This window comes from Streptomyces sp. SID10853, assembly GCF_010548145.1.
Taxonomy (GTDB): Bacteria; Actinomycetota; Actinomycetes; order Streptomycetales; family Streptomycetaceae; genus Streptomyces.
The window spans coordinates 20,190-36,642 of sequence record NZ_JAAGLN010000050.1 but is presented as its reverse complement, the minus strand read 5'-3'; the positions used below and the strand labels follow the sequence as shown (position 1 = coordinate 36,642).

17 protein-coding genes are annotated in these 16,453 nt (G+C 71.5%); 8 read left to right on the top strand and 9 right to left on the bottom strand.

Annotation, left to right across the window (positions count from 1 at the left end; translation table 11 throughout):
* Positions 1-215: 215 nt before the first annotated feature.
* The 5 genes from G3I19_RS12980 to G3I19_RS12960 form a co-directional block, all read right to left on the bottom strand.
* A complete protein-coding gene (locus tag G3I19_RS12980) occupies positions 216-971 on the bottom strand; it encodes an SDR family oxidoreductase (RefSeq protein WP_164263382.1) in 756 nt (251 codons plus the stop codon).
* A 4-nt stretch (positions 972-975) separates the two neighbouring features.
* Complete coding sequence (locus tag G3I19_RS12975) at positions 976-2,775, bottom strand: glycoside hydrolase family 15 protein (RefSeq protein WP_164263380.1); 1,800 nt, start codon at positions 2,773-2,775, stop codon at positions 976-978.
* A 30-nt stretch (positions 2,776-2,805) separates the two neighbouring features.
* Positions 2,806-3,594 carry an SURF1 family protein gene (locus G3I19_RS12970; protein WP_164263378.1) on the bottom strand — a complete coding sequence of 263 codons (789 nt, stop codon included), beginning with the start codon at positions 3,592-3,594 and terminating at the stop codon, positions 2,806-2,808.
* Positions 3,595-3,667: 73 nt separating this feature from the next.
* Positions 3,668-3,901 carry a hypothetical protein gene (locus G3I19_RS12965; RefSeq protein WP_164263376.1) on the bottom strand — a complete coding sequence of 78 codons (234 nt, stop codon included), beginning with the start codon at positions 3,899-3,901 and terminating at the stop codon, positions 3,668-3,670.
* A 64-nt stretch (positions 3,902-3,965) separates the two neighbouring features.
* Positions 3,966-4,949: a DEDDh family exonuclease gene (locus tag G3I19_RS12960; protein ID WP_164263374.1), complete on the bottom strand. Its 984-nt coding sequence runs from the start codon at positions 4,947-4,949 to the stop codon at positions 3,966-3,968.
* Between the two features lie 172 nt (positions 4,950-5,121).
* On the opposite strand from G3I19_RS12960, the gene G3I19_RS12955 reads away from it, so the two are divergent.
* The 4 genes from G3I19_RS12955 to G3I19_RS12940 all read left to right on the top strand — a co-directional run bounded on the left by G3I19_RS12955 (position 5,122) and on the right by G3I19_RS12940 (position 8,687).
* Positions 5,122-5,832: a VIT family protein gene (locus G3I19_RS12955; RefSeq protein WP_164263372.1), complete on the top strand. Its 711-nt coding sequence runs from the start codon at positions 5,122-5,124 to the stop codon at positions 5,830-5,832.
* A 180-nt stretch (positions 5,833-6,012) separates the two neighbouring features.
* Complete coding sequence (locus tag G3I19_RS12950; protein ID WP_164263370.1) at positions 6,013-6,957, top strand: sterol desaturase family protein; 945 nt, start codon at positions 6,013-6,015, stop codon at positions 6,955-6,957.
* Entirely contained in the window at positions 6,954-7,628 is a 675-nt protein-coding gene (locus tag G3I19_RS12945; RefSeq protein WP_164263369.1) for a lysoplasmalogenase, read from the top strand. The genes G3I19_RS12950 and G3I19_RS12945 overlap by 4 nt, the downstream gene beginning before the upstream one ends.
* An 18-nt stretch (positions 7,629-7,646) precedes the next feature.
* Entirely contained in the window at positions 7,647-8,687 is a 1,041-nt protein-coding gene (locus G3I19_RS12940; protein ID WP_164263367.1) for a zinc-dependent alcohol dehydrogenase family protein, read from the top strand.
* A gap of 7 nt (positions 8,688-8,694) precedes the next feature.
* On the opposite strand, the gene G3I19_RS12935 is transcribed toward G3I19_RS12940, so the two are convergent.
* Positions 8,695-10,287: a S8 family serine peptidase gene (locus G3I19_RS12935; protein WP_164263365.1), complete on the bottom strand. Its 1,593-nt coding sequence runs from the start codon at positions 10,285-10,287 to the stop codon at positions 8,695-8,697.
* A gap of 220 nt (positions 10,288-10,507) precedes the next feature.
* Here G3I19_RS12935 and G3I19_RS12930 point away from each other — a divergent pair, with 220 nt between their 5' ends.
* The 3 genes from G3I19_RS12930 to moaA all read left to right on the top strand — a co-directional run bounded on the left by G3I19_RS12930 (position 10,508) and on the right by moaA (position 13,670).
* Positions 10,508-10,873 carry a DUF485 domain-containing protein gene (locus G3I19_RS12930; protein ID WP_164263363.1) on the top strand — a complete coding sequence of 122 codons (366 nt, stop codon included), beginning with the start codon at positions 10,508-10,510 and terminating at the stop codon, positions 10,871-10,873.
* The gene (locus tag G3I19_RS12925; RefSeq protein WP_164263361.1) at positions 10,870-12,492 is read left to right on the top strand and encodes a cation acetate symporter; all 1,623 of its coding nucleotides are present in this window, start codon (positions 10,870-10,872) and stop codon (positions 12,490-12,492) included. The genes G3I19_RS12930 and G3I19_RS12925 overlap by 4 nt, the downstream gene beginning before the upstream one ends.
* Before the next feature lie 188 nt (positions 12,493-12,680).
* On the top strand, positions 12,681-13,670 hold the full coding sequence (gene moaA / locus G3I19_RS12920) for a GTP 3',8-cyclase MoaA (RefSeq protein WP_164263358.1): 990 nt from the start codon (positions 12,681-12,683) through the stop codon (positions 13,668-13,670).
* A gap of 5 nt (positions 13,671-13,675) precedes the next feature.
* Here the strand turns inward: moaA and G3I19_RS12915 are convergent, their stop codons facing one another.
* Positions 13,676-13,981, bottom strand: a complete 306-nt coding sequence (locus tag G3I19_RS12915; RefSeq protein ID WP_164263356.1) for a hypothetical protein — start codon at positions 13,979-13,981, stop codon at positions 13,676-13,678.
* Positions 13,982-14,220: 239 nt separating this feature from the next.
* Positions 14,221-14,595 (bottom strand): DUF3099 domain-containing protein, encoded by a 375-nt coding sequence (locus G3I19_RS12910; RefSeq protein ID WP_164263354.1) that lies wholly within the window; start codon positions 14,593-14,595, stop codon positions 14,221-14,223.
* A 212-nt stretch (positions 14,596-14,807) separates the two neighbouring features.
* On the opposite strand from G3I19_RS12910, the gene G3I19_RS12905 reads away from it, so the two are divergent.
* Positions 14,808-15,083 carry a GlsB/YeaQ/YmgE family stress response membrane protein gene (locus G3I19_RS12905; RefSeq protein ID WP_164263352.1) on the top strand — a complete coding sequence of 92 codons (276 nt, stop codon included), beginning with the start codon at positions 14,808-14,810 and terminating at the stop codon, positions 15,081-15,083.
* A 66-nt stretch (positions 15,084-15,149) separates the two neighbouring features.
* Here G3I19_RS12905 and tyrS read toward each other — a convergent pair whose 3' ends face one another.
* Positions 15,150-16,418: a tyrosine--tRNA ligase gene (gene tyrS, locus G3I19_RS12900; RefSeq protein WP_164263350.1), complete on the bottom strand. Its 1,269-nt coding sequence runs from the start codon at positions 16,416-16,418 to the stop codon at positions 15,150-15,152.
* Positions 16,419-16,453: the final 35 nt, after the last annotated feature.

The following is a 16,453-nucleotide window of genomic DNA, read 5'->3' as shown; positions in this document are numbered from 1 at the left end:
CCGTGCACCGCACCGACGACCATGTGCGGGTGGAGTTCGCGGTGGCCGCCGGGTGGCGGGCGCTGGATGTGGCGGGGGCGGTACGTGCGGCGGTGGCCGCCGCCACCGGTGCGGACCGGTCGGTGGCCGTGCTGGTCACGGCGGTGGAACTGAGCTGAACGGGCCCCGGCCCGCGACTGGTCCGGGGCCCGGCGTCCGCGCGCCGGACGCTGTGGTCAGAATCCGCGCCGGGAGCCGCCGTCGACCGGCAGCATGACCCCGGTGAGATACGAGGCCGCGGGGGACAGCATGAACGCCGCGGTCCTGCCGAACTCCTCGGGCCGCCCGTAACGCCGCAGCGGAACCCGCGCCTCGGACTTCGCGCGCGCCGCCTCCGGGTCACCGCCGAGCGTGTCCAGCTGTCGCACCCGGTCCGTGTCGATACGGCCGGGCAGCAGTCCGACCACCCGGATCCCGCGCGGACCCACCTCGTCGGCCAGCGACTTGGCGAAGCCGGCCAGGCCGGGGCGGAGCCCGTTGGAGATCGTCAGGCCGCCGATGGGCTCGTGCACCGAAGCGGAGAGCACCAGGCCGATCACCCCGCCGTCGGACAGCTCGGCCGCCGCGGTGCGCGCGAGCCGTACCGCGCCCAGGAAGACGGCCTCGAAGGCCGTACGCCACTGCTCGTCGGTGTTGTCGGCGGCGGAGCCGGGGGCCGGGCCGCCGACGCTGATGAGGATGCCGTCGAAGCGCCCGAAGTGCTCCCGGGCGGTCGCGATCAGCCGTTCGGCGGCCGCCGGATCGCTGTTGTCCGCCGCCACCCCGACCGCGCCGTGGCCCAGCTCGGCCGCCGCCGCGCGCGCCGACTCCTCCTCGCGCCCGGTGACGATCACCTTCGCGCCGTCGGCCGCCAGTTCGCGGGCTGAGGCGAATCCCAGCCCCCTGGTGGCCCCGGTGACGATGTAGACGCGGTCCTTCAGTCCAAGATCCATGGCCCTATCCTGCATCCTGCCCGGGCGTCCCCAGCGCGCGGGCCAGCGCCAGAGCGGTGTTCACCAGGCCGATGTGGCTGAACGCCTGCGGGAAGTTGCCGAGCTGGCGCCCGGCCACCGGGTCGTACTCCTCGGCCAGCAGCCCGACGTCGTTGCGGAGCGAGAGCAGCTTCTCGAAGAGCGCCTCGGCCTCCTTGACGCGCCCGGTCAGCCGCAGAGCGTCGGCCAGCCAGAACGAACAGACCAGGAACGTCCCCTCACCGCCCGGCAGGCCGTCGACCGACGGCCCCTCCATGCTGTAGCGGCGCACCAGCCCGCCGTGGCACAGCTCGTCGCGTACCGCGTCCACCGTCCCGACCACCCGCGGGTCGTCCGGCGGCAGGAAGCCGACCTGGGGGATGAGCAGGGTCGCCGCGTCCAGCTCCGTGGAGCCGTACGACTGGGTGAAGGTGTTGCGCTCCGGGTCGAAGCCCTTCTCGCACACCTCCTGGTGCACCTCGTCGCGCATCCGCCGCCACCGCTCGACGTCCCCGCGCAGCTCCGGCTCGGCCTCCAGGGTGCGTACGGCCCGGTCGGCTGCCACCCACGCCATCACCTTGGAGTGCACGAAGTGGCGGCGCGGCCCGCGTACTTCCCACAGGCCCTCGTCCGGCTCGCGCCAGCGTGACTCCAGGAAGCCGAGCAGGGCCAGCTGGAGACTCCAGGCATGCGGCTCGTTGGACAGCCCCGATGTGCGGGCCAGATGGAGCGAGTCGATGACCTCGCCGTACACGTCGAGCTGCAGCTGGGTCACCGCTCCGTTGCCGGTGCGCACCGGTACGGAGCCCTCGTGACCGCGCAGCCACCCCAGCTCCGTCTCCGGCAGCCGCCGCTCGCCCGCCAGGCCGTACATGATCTGCAGGTCGCCCGGGCTGCCCGCGACGGCGCGCAGCAGCCAGTCGCGCCATGCCGCGGCCTCGTCCAGATAGCCGCAGGCCAGCAGCGCGCCGAGGGTGAGTGTGGAGTCGCGCAGCCAGCAGAACCGGTAGTCCCAGTTGCGTACGCCGCCGATCTCCTCGGGGAGCGAGGTGGTCGGGGCCGCGACGATGCCGCCGGTCGGGCCGAAGGTGAGCGCCTTCAGGGTGATCAGCGAGCGGATCACGGCCTCGCGGTACGGGCCCCGGTAGCGGCAGCGCGCCGACCAGGCGTGCCAGTCCTCCAGCGCGTTCACGAGCGACTCGTGCGGGTCCACCAGCGCCGGGCGCGGGTCCTCCGACGGGTGCCAGGTGAGGACGAACGCCACCTTCTCGCCCGCGGCCACCGTGAACGACGAGCAGGTGGAGAAGTGCTGGCCCCAGGTCTTCACCTCGGGCTCGCTGCGCAGCCATACCGAGTCCGGTCCTGCCACCGCGACCCGGTGCCCGTCCGAGCGGCGCATCCACGGGACGACCGAGCCGTAGTCGAAGCGCAGCCGCAGCGTGCCCGCCATCTCGACCTGGCCGGTGACGCCCTCGACGATCCGCACGATGTCCGGTGCGGTGTCGCGCTGCGGCATGAAGTCGGTGACCTTGACCGTGCCGGACGGTGTCTCCCAGACCGAGTCGAGGACGAGCGACTCGCCCCGGTAGCTCCGCCTGGTGCAGTCGCCGGCCCCGGCGGGGGCGATGCGCCAGTGGCCGTTCTCGTCGTCGCCGAGCAGGGCGGCGAAACACGCCCCCGAGTCGAAGCGCGGCAGGCACAGCCAGTCGATGGAGCCGTCCTTGCCGACCAGGGCCGCGGTCTGCAGATCGCCGATGAGGGCGTAGTCCTCGATACGTTGGGTCACGGTGTGCCGTCTTCCCGGGAGTGTGCCGCGTTAAGCAGCGGCGGGTACGGGTTCGGGTGAGCTCTCCGACCCGGCGGCCGCCCGCTCGCGCTTCTCACGGCGCGCGAGGACGACGAACCCGATGGGGACGCCGGCGGTGAAGAGCCACCACTGGACGGCGTACGCCATGTGCGGGCCGATGTCCGAGTGCTCCGGCGCCGGGATCAGCTGGGGCGAGTCGCCCTTGGGCTGCGGAGCGGTCTGCTCGATGTACCCGCCGAGCACCGTCCTGCCCAGCGTCTTCGCCTCTTCGACGCTGTTGATCAGCATCACCTGATGGGGCGGCAGTCCCTTCTCGTTCTTGATCCCGCTGGCCCCGGTCGTCTCGTCGGCCATCAGCCGGCCGGCCACCGTCACCCTGCCCTTGGGGGCGGCGGGGATCTTGGGGAGCGTGAGCTGGCTGCCGTTGTCCGCGACCCAGCCGCGGTTGATGAGGACGGTCTTGCCGCCGTCCAGGACGAAGGGCGTCAGGACGTGGTAACCGACGGTGCCGTCGGCCGAGGTCCTGCGCCGTACGACGACCTGGTCCGCGGTGTCGAAGTGGCCGGTCGCTGTCACCTGGCGCCAGTACTGGTCGTACGGCACGGTGTGCCCGGGGGAGGTGAGGTCCCCGACCGGTACGGGTTTCGACTTGAGGTTCTTGCCGATGAGCGTGTTCTGCGCGACCTTGTGCTCATGACGGTGCAGCTGCCAGAAGCCCAGCTTGATCATCGTCGGCATCAGGACGAGTGAGACGAGGGCGAGAATCACCCACTGCCGTGTCAACAGGAAGCGGTACACGTCTCAGAAGGTACTCGCACGAGGAGGTCCCCCCGGACGGGGGGTCCCGCCGGAGGGACAGAACCGGGCAGAATCAGACCTTGTCGACGATGCCCTCCTTCCCCTCCGCGCGGGCGCAGTGCCCGCCGCAGTACCACTCGCCGTCCGCCTCCACGCCCTGACCGATGACCTGGACACGGCAGTGCCGACAGATGGGCGCCATGCGGTGAATGGCGCAGGAGAAGCAGTCGAAGACGTGCACCGCGCCCTGCGCGTGCACCTCGAAGGACATGCCGTAGTCGTTTCCGCATACCTCGCAACGTGCCATGCGCCACAGGGTGGGACGCCGGAGCGCCGGCGGGCGAGCGGACGCCGGGCGAGTCGCCCGCCAATCACCCGTCTGCCGGGGCCGGGGCGACGTCGCGGAGCAGCTGGGTGAAGGCGGCCTCGTCGATGACGGGGGTGCCGAAGGACCTGGCCTTGACCATCTTGGACGTGGCCGATTCCGGGTCGTTGGTGACGAGCAGGCTGGTGAGCCGGGACAGGCTCGTCGCCACATGGAGCCCGGCTTCGGCGGCCCGGTCCTCCAGCAGCTCGCGGTCGACCGACGTGTCACCGGAGAACGCCACCCGCATCCCCTGCACCAGCGGCTTCCCCGGCTCGTACCGCCCCGGATTCGGATAGGGGCAGGCGGGCCGCTTCCTGGCCGGGCGCCAGCCGCTCTGCCGGTACGAAGCCTGATAGCCGACGCGCGGCGCGGCCGGGGCGTCCGACCACTCGGTGAGCGGCCGGCATTCGAGGAGCGGCAGCCGCACGCCGTCCCGGGCCGCGGCGTGCAGACTCGGGCGGAACGCCTCGGCCAGCACCCGGGCGTCGTCGAGCGCGTGGTGGGCGTGTTCCTGTACGACGCCGAAGTGCGCGGCGAGCGACTCCAGCTTGTGGTTGGGCAGCGGCAGGGCGAGCTCCTTGGAGAGCGCGATGGTGCACAGCCGCTGGCGGACCGGGGCGGTGCGCCGCGCGCGGGCGTACTCCCTGGCGATCATCTGCCAGTCGAAGATCGCGTTGTGCGCCACCAGGACGCGTCCGTCGAGCCGTTCGGCGAACTCCGCCGCGATCTCCGGGAAGAGCGGGGCGCCCGCCAGGACGTCACTGGTCAGCCCGTGGATCCAGACGGGCCCTGGATCCCGCTCCGGATTGACCAGCGTGTACCAGTGGTCCTCGACGTCACCTCTGGCGTCCAGCCGGTAGACGGCAGCGGAGATTATCCGGTCGTCGCGTGCGAGGCCGGTGGTCTCCACGTCGACGACCGCGTACCCCTGGGGATACGCGGCCGGCCACGCTGTCGCTGCTGTCTGGCGGTCGTCGAGCATGGTCACAGAGAATACGGGCCCCCACCGACAACAAGGCAATCGCGGGGGCGGTCCCACGTGGCCGCCCCGGGGGCCCGGACGCCGTGTCCGGGGCGGTACGGCGCGGTCTCCGTTGCACGGCAACCGATGTGACGGTGCGTCGGCCACGCGCCGCGCCGCCGGATGAGACTCTGGGCCGATGACGGACTCCTCCCACGACGAACCGCACCACAGCGCCCTCGGAGCGCGCCTCAACTGGCTCAGGGCCGCGGTGCTCGGTGCCAATGACGGTGTCGTCTCGACCGCGGGCATCGTCGTCGGTGTCGCCGGTGCCACCGACTCGCGTACCGCGCTGCTCACCGCCGGCCTCTCCGGGCTGCTCGCGGGCTCGATGTCGATGGCGGCCGGGGAGTACGTCTCCGTTTCCACCCAGCGCGACTCCGAGAAGGCCGCGCTCGCCGTGGAGAAGCGCGAACTGCGGGAGACTCCGGAGGCCGAACTCGACGAGCTGACCGGGCTCCTGGAGGGCAAGGGGCTCTCCGCCGAACTGGCCCGCGAGGCCGCCGAACAGCTCACCGAGCGCGACGCCCTGCGCGCCCACGCCGAGGTCGAGCTGGGCATCGACCCCGACGACCTCACCAGTCCCTGGCACGCGGCGGTCGCCAGCTTCGCCGCCTTCACGGCGGGTGCGCTGCTGCCGCTGCTGGCCATCGTGCTGCCGCCCGCGTCGGTCCGGCTGTACGTCACGGTGCTCTCGGTGCTGGCCGCGCTGGCCCTGGCGGGGTGGTGGAGCGCCAGGTCGGGCGCCGCGCCGGTGCGGCCCGCCGTGGTGCGGAACATGGCGGGGGGCGCGCTGGCCATGGCGGTGACCTACGCGGCCGGGGCGCTGCTGGGGGCGGCGGGGGCCTGAGCCCGGGAGCCCCGGGCGCCTGGATCCCCGAGCCACGGGGGCCCTGGCCGGGGGCGCTCAAGCACCGTTATGGCGGCGCCTGTTGGCGGAACTCACCAAAAGGTGCTGACAAAATGTCTCGCATACTTGTCAGTAACAACATCTAGCCGGGGCCGTCCCGGTGGCCGTAGCGTGCCTGGCATGCCGAACCTCCCCGATGTCGTGCTGTGGTCCATACCGGCCTTCGTCCTGCTCACCGTCGTGGAGATGGCGAGCTACCGGTTCCATCCCGACGAGGACTCCGAGGGGTACGAGACCAAGGACGCGGCCACCAGCATCGGCATGGGCCTGGGCAGCCTGGTCTTCGACTTCCTGTGGAAGATCCCGATCGTCGCGATCTACACCGCGGTGTACGAACTCACGCCGCTGCGCATCCCCGTCCTGTGGTGGACCGTCCCGCTGATGCTGCTCGGCCAGGACTTCTTCTACTACTGGTCGCACCGCGGCCATCACATCGTCCGCATCCTGTGGGCCTGCCACGTCGTGCACCACTCCAGCCGCAAGTTCAACTTCACGACCGCGCTGCGCCAGCCCTGGACATCGCTCACCGTCTGGCCCTTCTACGTCCCGCTGATCGCCCTCGGCGTCCACCCGGCCGCGCTCGCCTTCTGCTCGTCCGCCAACCTCGTCTACCAGTTCTGGGTGCACACCGAGCGGGTCGGCAAGCTGCCGCGCCCCTTCGAGTACGTGCTCAACACGCCCTCCCACCACCGGGTGCACCACGCCTCGCAAGGCGGCTACCTGGACCGCAACTTCGGCGGGATCCTCATCGTCTGGGACCGGCTGTTCGGGTCCTTCACACCGGAGACCGTGCAGCCCGTCTTCGGGCTGACCAAGAACATCGACACCTTCAACCCGCTGCGGGTCGCGACCCACGAGTACGCGGCCATCGCCCGGGACGTACGGGCGGCGGCGAACTGGCGCGAGCGGGCCGGGCGGGTCTTCGGCGGGCCAGGCTGGCAGCCGGCACAGGCCGTCGCCGCCTCCGGCCCGGCTCCCGCCTCCGGCCCGGCCCAGGCGGGACCCGCAGCGCCCGTCGTCGCCGCCCCCGCCGCCCGGGAGACCCCGTCCGAGCCCATCGCGTGAGGCCGGAGCGGCACCGGGCCGCACGGCTGCTGCTCATCGGCTACGTCATCGCCGCCCTGACCGACCTCACGGCGCTCCTCGCCCACGGACACACCGCCCAGACCCTCCACACCGTCGCCAAGCCGCTGCTGATGCCGCTGCTCGCCGCCCAGGTGTACGCCAGGGGCGGCGCGCCCCGGCTGCTGCTCGCCGCGCTGCTGTTCGGCTGGGGCGGCGACACGCTGCTCCTGATCGACGCGGAGCCGGCCTTCCTCGCCGGCATGGCGCTCTTCGCCGCAGGGCACGTCTGCTACCTGGTGCTCTTCGGCCGCGGCCGGACGAATCCGTACCTCGGGGCGGGGTACGCGGCCGCACTGGCCGCCACCGCTGCCGTGCTGCTGCCCGCACTCCCCGGCGGGCTGCGGATCCCGGTGGCCGGCTACTCGCTGCTGCTCACGGCCATGGCGTACCGGGCGAGCGGACTCGGCGTGCGGGCCGGACTCGGCGGGGCGCTCTTCCTGGTCTCCGACACACTGATCGCCACGGGGATCGCGGACCTGCCGCAGCCGCCCGTCCCCGACTTCTGGGTGATGGCGACCTATCTCGTGGCCCAGTCCCTGCTGGCCGCCGGGGTGCTCCGGTGTCAGGGCGGGCCTGCTCCCGCGTACCGTGATACGTCCACACCTGTCTGACCAGCAAGGATCTGCCCCATGCGCGCCACCGTCATTCACGCCCCGCACGACGTCCGGGTGGAAGAGGTGCCGGACCCCGCCGTCCAGCACCCCACCGATGCCGTCGTGCGCGTCCTGCGCGCCTGCATCTGCGGCAGCGACCTCTGGGCCTACCGGGGAGTGGCCGCACGCGTCCCCGGGCAGCGCATAGGCCATGAGTTCCTCGGCATCGTCGAGGAGGCGGGCTCCGGCGTACGGGGTTTCGCCGCGGGTGACCTCGTCGTCGCGCCCTTCGTCTGGTCCGACGGCACCTGCGAGTACTGCGCCGACGGCCTGACCACCTCCTGCCCGCAGGGCGGCTTCTGGGGCTCGGTCGGGTCCGACGGCGGCCAGGGCGAAGCCGTCCGGGTGCCGTTCGCCGACGGCACGCTGGTCAGGCTCCCGGCCGACGCGGCGTCCGACGACCGTCTGCTCACCGCGCTGCTCGCGCTCTCCGACGTCATGGGCACCGGCCACCACGCCGCCATCGGCGCGGGCGTGCGGCCGGGCAGCACCGTCGCCGTCGTCGGTGACGGAGCGGTCGGGCTCTGCGGCGTCCTCGCCGCACGGCGGCTCGGCGCCGAGCGCATCATCGCCCTCGGCCGGCACCGGGCCCGCACCGACATCGCCCTGACCTTCGGCGCCACGGACATCGTCGCGGTCCGCGGCGACGAAGCCGTCGCAGCGGTACGGGAGCTGACCGGCGGCCAGGGCGCGCACGCCGTGATCGAGGCCGTCGGCACGGAGCAGTCCATGGCCACCGCCGTCGCCGTCACCCGCGACGGCGGGGCCATCGGCTACGTCGGCGTCCCGCACGGCAGCGGCACGGGGCTCGACCTCAGCGACATGTTCGACCGCAACATCTCCCTGCGCGGCGGTGTCGCCCCGGTCCGCACCTACATACCCGAACTGCTCGCCGACGTACTGGACGGCACCATCGACCCGTCACCGGTCTTCGACCGGACCGTCGCCCTGGACGAGGTGCCGGACGGCTACCGGGCGATGGACGAGCGCACCGCCCTCAAGGTGCTGGTGAAGTAGGAGCGGGCTACCGGGTGACCGCGTGCAGCGCGTCCGCGATGCCCGCCCCGTAGAAGCTGTTGTGGCCCGCGCCGCCCCGGCAGACCGCGTCGGGCTTCCCGTCGCCGTCGGCGTCGATCGGGTACGGCTCCCGGCAGCCGAGCCGGTCGGCCCCGGCGTACAGCAGCGCCTTGACCTGTGCGGGCGAGGCGTGCGGATGGCGGGACTTGATCAGGGCCACCACTCCGGCGACATGCGGTGACGCCATCGATGTACCGGCCATGTAGGCATAGCCGCCGCCCGGCACGGGGCCGAGGACCGCGCTACTGGTCGCCGGCGCCTCGGGGGGCTGGTACGTGGCCGAGTCGCCGCCCGGGGCCGCGATGTCGACGACTCCGAGACCGTAGTTCGAGTAGGACGACTTGAGGTTCTTGGTGCCGGTCGCCGACACCGTGACGACACCCGGCAGCTGGGCGGGCAGCTCCGGGCACGTGGCCGGGTCCACCGTGCGCGGGACCGCTGTGCCGTCGTCCGGGCTCGTCGGGTCGGTGACCTTGTGCGAGGCGAGGTCGAACCCCTCGTTGGCCGCCGCCGCGACATTGACCGTGCCCTTGCGCTCCGCGTACCGCGTGGCCCGGGTGACGGCATCGGCCAGGGCCTTCTGGTCCGGGTCGTCCGAGCAGTCGAAGTACCACGGGTCCGTGAAGTAGCTGCTGTTGGTCACATCGGCGCCGTGGTCGGCGGCCCACACGAAGGCGCAGACGACGGCCTCCGTGTAGAAGAAGCTGTCGGCCGTGCCGACCTTGATGCCCGACACTCGCACGCCGGGGGCGACACCGGTGATGCCGACGCCGTTCTTCGCGCCCGCGATCTCGCCGGCCACATGGGTGCCGTGCGGATTTCCCCCGGCGCCCGGCCGCCAGGCGCCGTCCGTGGTGTCGGGCTTGCCCGTCGAGCAGTTCGCCGAGCCCCCGCGGTCGAAGTTGGGGGCGATGTCCGGATGGGTGTCGTCGACCCCCGTGTCGATCACCGCGACCGTGACATCGCGGCTGCCGAGCGTCTTCCGGTGGGCCTGGTCCGCCTTGACGGCCCGCATGTCCCACTGGAGCGGCTCCATGGGATCCTCGCCCGGTGCCGCCTTCGCCGCCAGCGCCTTCTGCTGCCGGGCCGTGAGCTTCAGCGGCGTGGCGGTGTTCTCGGCGGACTTGGCGGCGTCGGCGGACTTGGCGGATCCGGCGGACTGGCCGGACTGTGCGGGCCCGGCGGGCAGCGGCGCGGTGCGGGTGGCACCGGCCGAGGCGACGCCCCTGGTCCCGCGGAGGATCTTCGCGAAGTCCGGGTTCGCCGAGTGCGCGACGATCACGCCCACCTCGTCGTACGCCATGACCACCGAGCCGCCCGCCCGGGAGATGGCCTGCCCGACCGAGGCCGCCGTGCGACGGCCCGTCCCGGTGTTGACGACGTACGACATGCCGGGCCCCGCCGCCGCAGCCGCCGAGGGCGCGGGGCCGCCGCCCTGCTCCGCCGTCGCCGTGCCCGGCAGGAGGCCGAGTGAGGCGACGAGTGCCAGCCCGGCGGGCAGCGCGAGCGCGTGCCACCGCCCGGATCTCGGGTGAGCCATGGGATCTCCACATCATCCGTACCAACCACCCTGCTGCGGACCGCAGTTGGGGGTCACCTGCCCAGTGAGACCAACGCCGCCCGTTCCTGCCCGGCAATCGATCCGGCCGGAATGGAAGGGCATTGAACCATGAAGCCCCGCGCCCCGTGCCCTTGTGGGAGGTCCGGAACAGCAGGCCCTCCGGCAGTCCACCCACGTACGCACATCGCGAGGAGAATCCGTGGCCACCGAAGAACTCCAGCCCCCGGGCGGTACGGGCGCCAGGCCCGGCCGGCCCACGACCGAGTCGTTCGCCGAGGTGCAGCAGAGCGCGGAGTTCGCCGAACTGCGCCGCTCTCACCGCTCCTTCGCCTTCCCGCTGACCGTCGGCTTCGTCGCCTGGTATCTGCTGTACGTCCTGCTGTCGAGCTATGCGGGCGGCTTCATGGGCACCAGGCTCTTCGGCAACATCAATGTGGCCCTGGTCCTCGGCCTCGGCCAGTTCCTCACCACGTTCCTCATCGCCTGGTTCTACTCGCGGCATGCCGCCACCCGGCTCGACCCGAAGGGCGCCGCGATCAAGTCCCGGATGGAGGGCAGCGCATGAGCCCCGCCGTCCAGCTCGCCGCATCGGCCACCACCCAGCACCGGCCCCTGATCATCACGCTCTTCGCGGTGTTCGTCGTCGCCACCCTCATCATCACCGTCTGGGCCGGCCGCCGGACCAGGAGCGCCGCCGACTTCTACGCGGGCGGGCGGCAGTTCTCCGCGCTCCAGAACGGGCTCGCGGTCTCCGGCGACTACATGTCGGCCGCGTCGTTCCTCGGCATCGCGGGCGCCATCGCGCTCTTCGGCTACGACGGCTTCCTCTACTCGATCGGCTTCCTCGTCGCCTGGCTGGTCGCCCTGCTGCTCGTCGCCGAGCCGCTGCGCAACTCCGGCCGCTACACGATGGGCGACGTCCTCGCCTACCGGATGCGCCAGCGCCCCGTCCGAACCGCGGCCGGCGCGTCCACCATCGTCGTCTCGATCTTCTACCTGCTGGCGCAGATGGCGGGCGCGGGGGTGCTGGTCTCCCTGCTGCTCGGCATCACCAGTGACGCCGGGAAGATCGCCATCGTCGCGCTCGTCGGCCTCCTGATGATCGTGTACGTCACGATCGGCGGGATGAAGGGCACCACCTGGGTCCAGATGGTCAAGGCCGTCCTGTTGATCGCCGGGACCATCCTCATCACGTTCCTGATCCTGCTGAAGTTCCACTTCAACGTCTCCGACCTGCTGGGCTCGGCCGCGACGAACAGCGGCAAGGGGAAGGCATTCCTGGAGCCCGGCCTCAAGTACGGCACGTCGGGCACCTCCAAGCTGGACTTCATCTCGCTCGGCATCGCCCTGGTGCTCGGCACCGCGGGCCTGCCGCACATCCTGATCCGCTTCTACACCGTGCCGACGGCCAAGGCCGCCCGCAAGTCGGTGAACTGGGCGATCGGCATCATCGGCGCCTTCTATCTGATGACGATCGTCCTCGGTTTCGGCGCCGCTGCCCTGCTCAAGCCCGCCGACATCATCGCCTCCAACCCGGCGGGCAACACGGCGGCCCCGCTGGCCGCCCTGGAGATCGGCGGCGGCGCCGACTCCACCGGGGGATCGGTGCTGCTCGCGGTGATCTCGGCGGTCGCCTTCGCCACCATCCTCGCCGTGGTCGCCGGGCTGACCCTGGCCTCCTCGTCGTCGTTCGCGCACGACATCTACGCCAACGTCATCCGCAAGGGGAAAGCCACCGAGAAGGAGGAGATGCGCGCGGCCCGCTGGGCGACGGTCGCGATCGGTGCGGTCGCCATCGTGCTGGGCGCCTTCGCCCGGGACCTGAACGTGGCCGGGCTGGTGGCACTGGCCTTCGCGGTCGCCGCGTCCGCCAATCTGCCGACCCTGCTCTACAGCCTCTTCTGGAAGAGGTTCACCACCCGGGGCGCCCTCTGGTCCATCTACGGAGGGCTCGTCTCCTCGGTGGTGCTGGTCCTCTTCTCACCGGTCGTCTCCGGGAAGCCCACCTCGATGTTCAAGGGCGTCGACTTCGCCTGGTTCCCGCTGGAGAACCCCGGACTCATCTCCATCCCGCTCGGATTCCTGCTCGGCTGGCTGGGCTCCCTGCTCTCGTCCGAGGAACCCGACGAGGGCAAGTACGCCGAACTGGAAGTCAGGTCCCTCACCGGATTCGGCGCGCACTGACCGCCCAGTGACCGCCCGCTGACCGCCCGTTCGCGCAGGTCGGACGAGGTGACGGCGCCGGGGGCCCGGTCGTAGATCCCTACGACCGGGCCCCTTCCCACCTCGTGGTAATCGGCCCCTGCCACTGTCACAGGTGTCGCGTACGCTCGGTTGCGTACGCGTTTCCGTTATCGGGGAGGGGGCCCACCGTGCTTATCGACACTTTTGGCCGAGTGGCCACTGACCTGCGGGTGTCACTCACCGACCGCTGCAATCTGCGCTGCACGTACTGCATGCCGGAAGAGGGCCTGCAGTGGCTCGGCAAGCCGGATCTGCTCACGGACGACGAGATCGTCCGCCTGATCCGCATCGCCGTCACCGACCTCGGCATCACCGAGGTCCGCTTCACCGGCGGCGAACCGCTGCTGCGGCCCGGCCTGGTCGGCATCGTCGAGCGGGTCGCCGCCCTGGAGCCGCGGCCCCGGATGTCCCTCACGACCAATGGCATCGGCCTCAAGCGCACCGCTCAGGCCCTGGCCGCCGCCGGCCTCGACCGGGTCAATGTCTCGCTCGACACCCTGCGCCCCGACGTCTTCAAGACGCTCACCCGCCGGGACCGGCACCACGATGTGCTGGACGGCATGGCGGCCGCAGCCGCCGCCGGGCTCACCCCGGTCAAGGTCAACACCGTGCTGATGCCCGGGCTCAACGACGACGAGGCACCCGACCTGCTCGCCTGGGCCGTGGAGCACGGGTACGAGCTGCGCTTCATCGAGCAGATGCCGCTCGACGCCCAGCACGGCTGGCAGCGCGACGGCATGATCACGGCAAGTGACATCCTCGCCTCGCTGCGCACCCGCTTCACGCTGACCGAGGAGGGCAGCGAGGAGCGCGGTTCGGCGCCCGCCGAGCGCTGGGTGGTGGACGGCGGACCGCACCGGGTCGGCGTCATCGCCTCGGTCACCCGCCCGTTCTGCGCCGCCTGCGACCGCACCCGGCTCACCGCTGACGGGCAGGTGCGCACCTGTCTCTTCGCCCGCGAGGAGTCGGACCTGCGGGCCGCGCTCCGGTCGGGCGAGCCGGACGAGGAGATCGCCCGGCGCTGGAAGCTGGCGATGTGGGGAAAGAAGGCCGGATCGGGTCTGGACGACCCGTCGTTCCTCCAGCCCGACCGCCCCATGTCGGCGATCGGCGGCTGACGGGCCTACCGCGCCCCGCCGTTCCCGGGGCCGCCATCCCGACCTCCGACATGTCGAGTTCCGTCGGTGTGGTCGCCCTGTTCCCAGTCGGCCAGGGCCACCACATCCTTGAGGAAACCGCGCACCCCCAGGAACTGCGACAGATGCTCCCGGTGGTCCGCGCAGGCCAGCCAGGTCTTGCGACGCTCCGGGGTGTGCAGTTTCGGGTTGTTCCAGGCCAGCACCCAGACGGCGTCGGCCCGGCAGCCCTTGGCCGAGCAGACCGGGGCGGGCGGCACCGGTCCTGAACCGGTCGTATCAGGGGAGTTCACACCTCAACCCTAGGCCAACGCACCGCAGTCAAGGACCGGGGGAGAGCCCGGAAGAGGCGCGGGAAAAGGCGACGCCGAGCAGCCACGGGGGGAGCTGCCCGGCGTCGGTCCGTCGCTCCGACGGGGGATGCGGAGCGCCTGCAAAGTATGTCACGGGCCCATGCGGGTGCGGCACTGGAACTTCATGATTGATCTGAGCTTTTCTTGAGCTTTGGTCCCCGTAGGGATTCGGCCTCGGGTCAGCCCTGTTCGGGTCCCCGGTGCTCACGCTCCGTGGCGGTCGACTCGTCCGCGGACTCCGTCCCCGTCACCACGGACGACGGCTCCAGCGGCGGCCGGTACGGAGCGGGAACGAAGGTGGTGGGCAGCCCCGGAGTGTTCTCCCGGCCCGCGTTCGCGATCACCACGGCGACGTACGGAAGGAAGGCGCCCAGGATCAGGGCGCCGATCGCCACCGGCCGCGCCACATTCCAGAGAGCCGCGGTCAGGATGACCGCGACCGTGCGCACCGTCATCGAGATGATGTACCGGCGCTGCCGGCCGCGCACGTCATCGGCGAGCCCCGTCCGGGCGCCCGTGATCCGGAAGACCTCACCACTGCTCTGCTTCCGCATCACGCTCCACCACCCGATTCCCGCGCCGGACTCTCCCCGGACCGGACGGCACCACGTTACGCCGACGCCCCGCCGCCGATAAGAGCGGGGCGCGCCCGTACCGCCCGTACCGGGACCCGCCCCGGCGCAGATGGCGCTGTCCGACATGCGCCGTATGGAGGATGGGCCGAGACTGAGGCCCACGCGCAGAAGCAGCCGCATCAGGAGGCGACATGAATTGGTTGTGGGCCATCATCGTGGGGCTGGTGCTCGGTCTGATCGCCAAGGCGATCATCCCGGGCAAGCAGCAGATCCCGCTGTGGCTGACCGTGATCTTCGGCATCCTGGGCAGTGTGCTGGGCAACTGGGCGGCCACCGGCCTGGGGGTCAACGACACCCGCGGTATCGACTGGATCAGGCATCTGCTCCAGCTGATCGGCGCCGTCATCGTCGTCGGCGTCGGCGACAAGCTCTGGAACGCGATCCGGGGCCGGAGCCGCACCACCTGACACCACGTGTGTGCCTGCGGGGCGGCCGGTTCGGCACGGCCGCCCCGCACGCGTGTATCCCCGGTGTCAGACGCCCGTGACCTCGACCGCCGCCAGGTTCTTCTTGCCGCGGCGCAGCACGAGCCAGCGCCCGTGCAGCAGATCCCCGGCCGCGGGCACCGCGTCCTCGCCCGCGACCTTCGTGTTGTTCACGTAGGCCCCGCCCTCCTTGACGGCGCGGCGCGCCGCCGACCTGCTCGGCACCAGACCCGTGTCGGCGAGCAGCTCCACGACCGGTACGAACCCGTCGACCTTGGTGTGCGGCAGTTCGGAGAGCGCGGCGCTCAGCGTCGCCTCGTCCAGCTCCGTCAGCTCGCCCTGCCCGAACAGCGCCCTGGAAGCGGCGACGACCGCCGCGCACTGGTTCGCGCCGTGCACCAGCGTCGTCAGCTCCTCGGCCAGTGAGCGCTGGGCGGCCCGCGCCTGCGGCCGCTCCTCGGTCAGCTGCTCCAGCTCCTCCAGCTCAGCGCGGCTCTTGAAGCTCAGGATGCGGTTGTACGTGGAGACGTCACGGTCGTCCACGTTCAGCCAGAACTGGTAGAACGCGTACGGCGTGGTCATCTCCGCGTCGAGCCAGACGGCGCCGCCCTCCGACTTGCCGAACTTGCTGCCGTCCGCCTTCACCATCAGCGGGGTGCCCAGCGCGTGCACGGACGCGTCCGGCTCCAGGCGGTGGATCAGGTCGATCCCCGCCGTGAGGTTGCCCCACTGGTCGCTGCCGCCCTGCTGGAGCGTGCAGCCGTACCGCCGGTACAGCTCGAGGAAGTCCATGCCCTGGAGCAGCTGGTAGCTGAACTCCGTGTAGCTGATGCCCTGTTCGGACTCCAGACGGCGGGCGACCGACTCCTTGGTGAGCATCTTGTTCACCCGGAAGTGCTTGCCGATGTCCCGCAGGAACTCGATCGCGGACAGGCCCGCGGTCCAGTCCAGGTTGTTGACCATGACCGCCGCGTTCTCACCCTCGAAGGACAGGAACGGCTCGATCTGGGAGCGCAGCCTGCCCACCCAGTCGGCGACGGTCGCCGGGTCGTTCAGCGTCCGCTCGGCGGTCGGCCGCGGGTCGCCGATCTGGCCGGTGGCCCCGCCCACCAGCGCCAGCGGCCGGTGCCCGGCCTGCTGGAGCCTGCGCACGGTGAGGACCTGCACGAGGTGGCCCACGTGCAGGCTCGCCGCCGTCGGGTCGAAGCCGCAATAGAACGTGACGGGACCGTCCGCGAGCGCCTTGCGCAATGCGTCCTCGTCAGTGGAGAGGGCGAAGAGCCCCCGCCACTTCAGCTCGTCGACGATGTCCGTCACGGGTCTCGCGTCTCCTTCGGTGTGGCTGGAAGTAC

What these genes read in the sequence shown, in the direction of transcription:
- G3I19_RS12980 (WP_164263382.1), bottom strand. Translation starts at nt 971, where the DNA reads ATGGATCTTGGACTGAAGGACCGCGTCTACATCGTCACCGGGGCCACC.
- G3I19_RS12965 (WP_164263376.1), bottom strand. Translation starts at nt 3,901, where the DNA reads ATGGCACGTTGCGAGGTATGCGGAAACGACTACGGCATGTCCTTCGAG.
- G3I19_RS12955 (WP_164263372.1), top strand. Translation starts at nt 5,122, where the DNA reads ATGACGGACTCCTCCCACGACGAACCGCACCACAGCGCCCTCGGAGCG.
- G3I19_RS12950 (WP_164263370.1), top strand. Translation starts at nt 6,013, where the DNA reads ATGCCGAACCTCCCCGATGTCGTGCTGTGGTCCATACCGGCCTTCGTC.
- G3I19_RS12940 (WP_164263367.1), top strand. Translation starts at nt 7,647, where the DNA reads ATGCGCGCCACCGTCATTCACGCCCCGCACGACGTCCGGGTGGAAGAG.
- G3I19_RS12935 (WP_164263365.1), bottom strand. Translation starts at nt 10,287, where the DNA reads ATGGCTCACCCGAGATCCGGGCGGTGGCACGCGCTCGCGCTGCCCGCC.
- G3I19_RS12925 (WP_164263361.1), top strand. Translation starts at nt 10,870, where the DNA reads ATGAGCCCCGCCGTCCAGCTCGCCGCATCGGCCACCACCCAGCACCGG.
- G3I19_RS12910 (WP_164263354.1), bottom strand. Translation starts at nt 14,595, where the DNA reads ATGCGGAAGCAGAGCAGTGGTGAGGTCTTCCGGATCACGGGCGCCCGG.
- G3I19_RS12905 (WP_164263352.1), top strand. Translation starts at nt 14,808, where the DNA reads ATGAATTGGTTGTGGGCCATCATCGTGGGGCTGGTGCTCGGTCTGATC.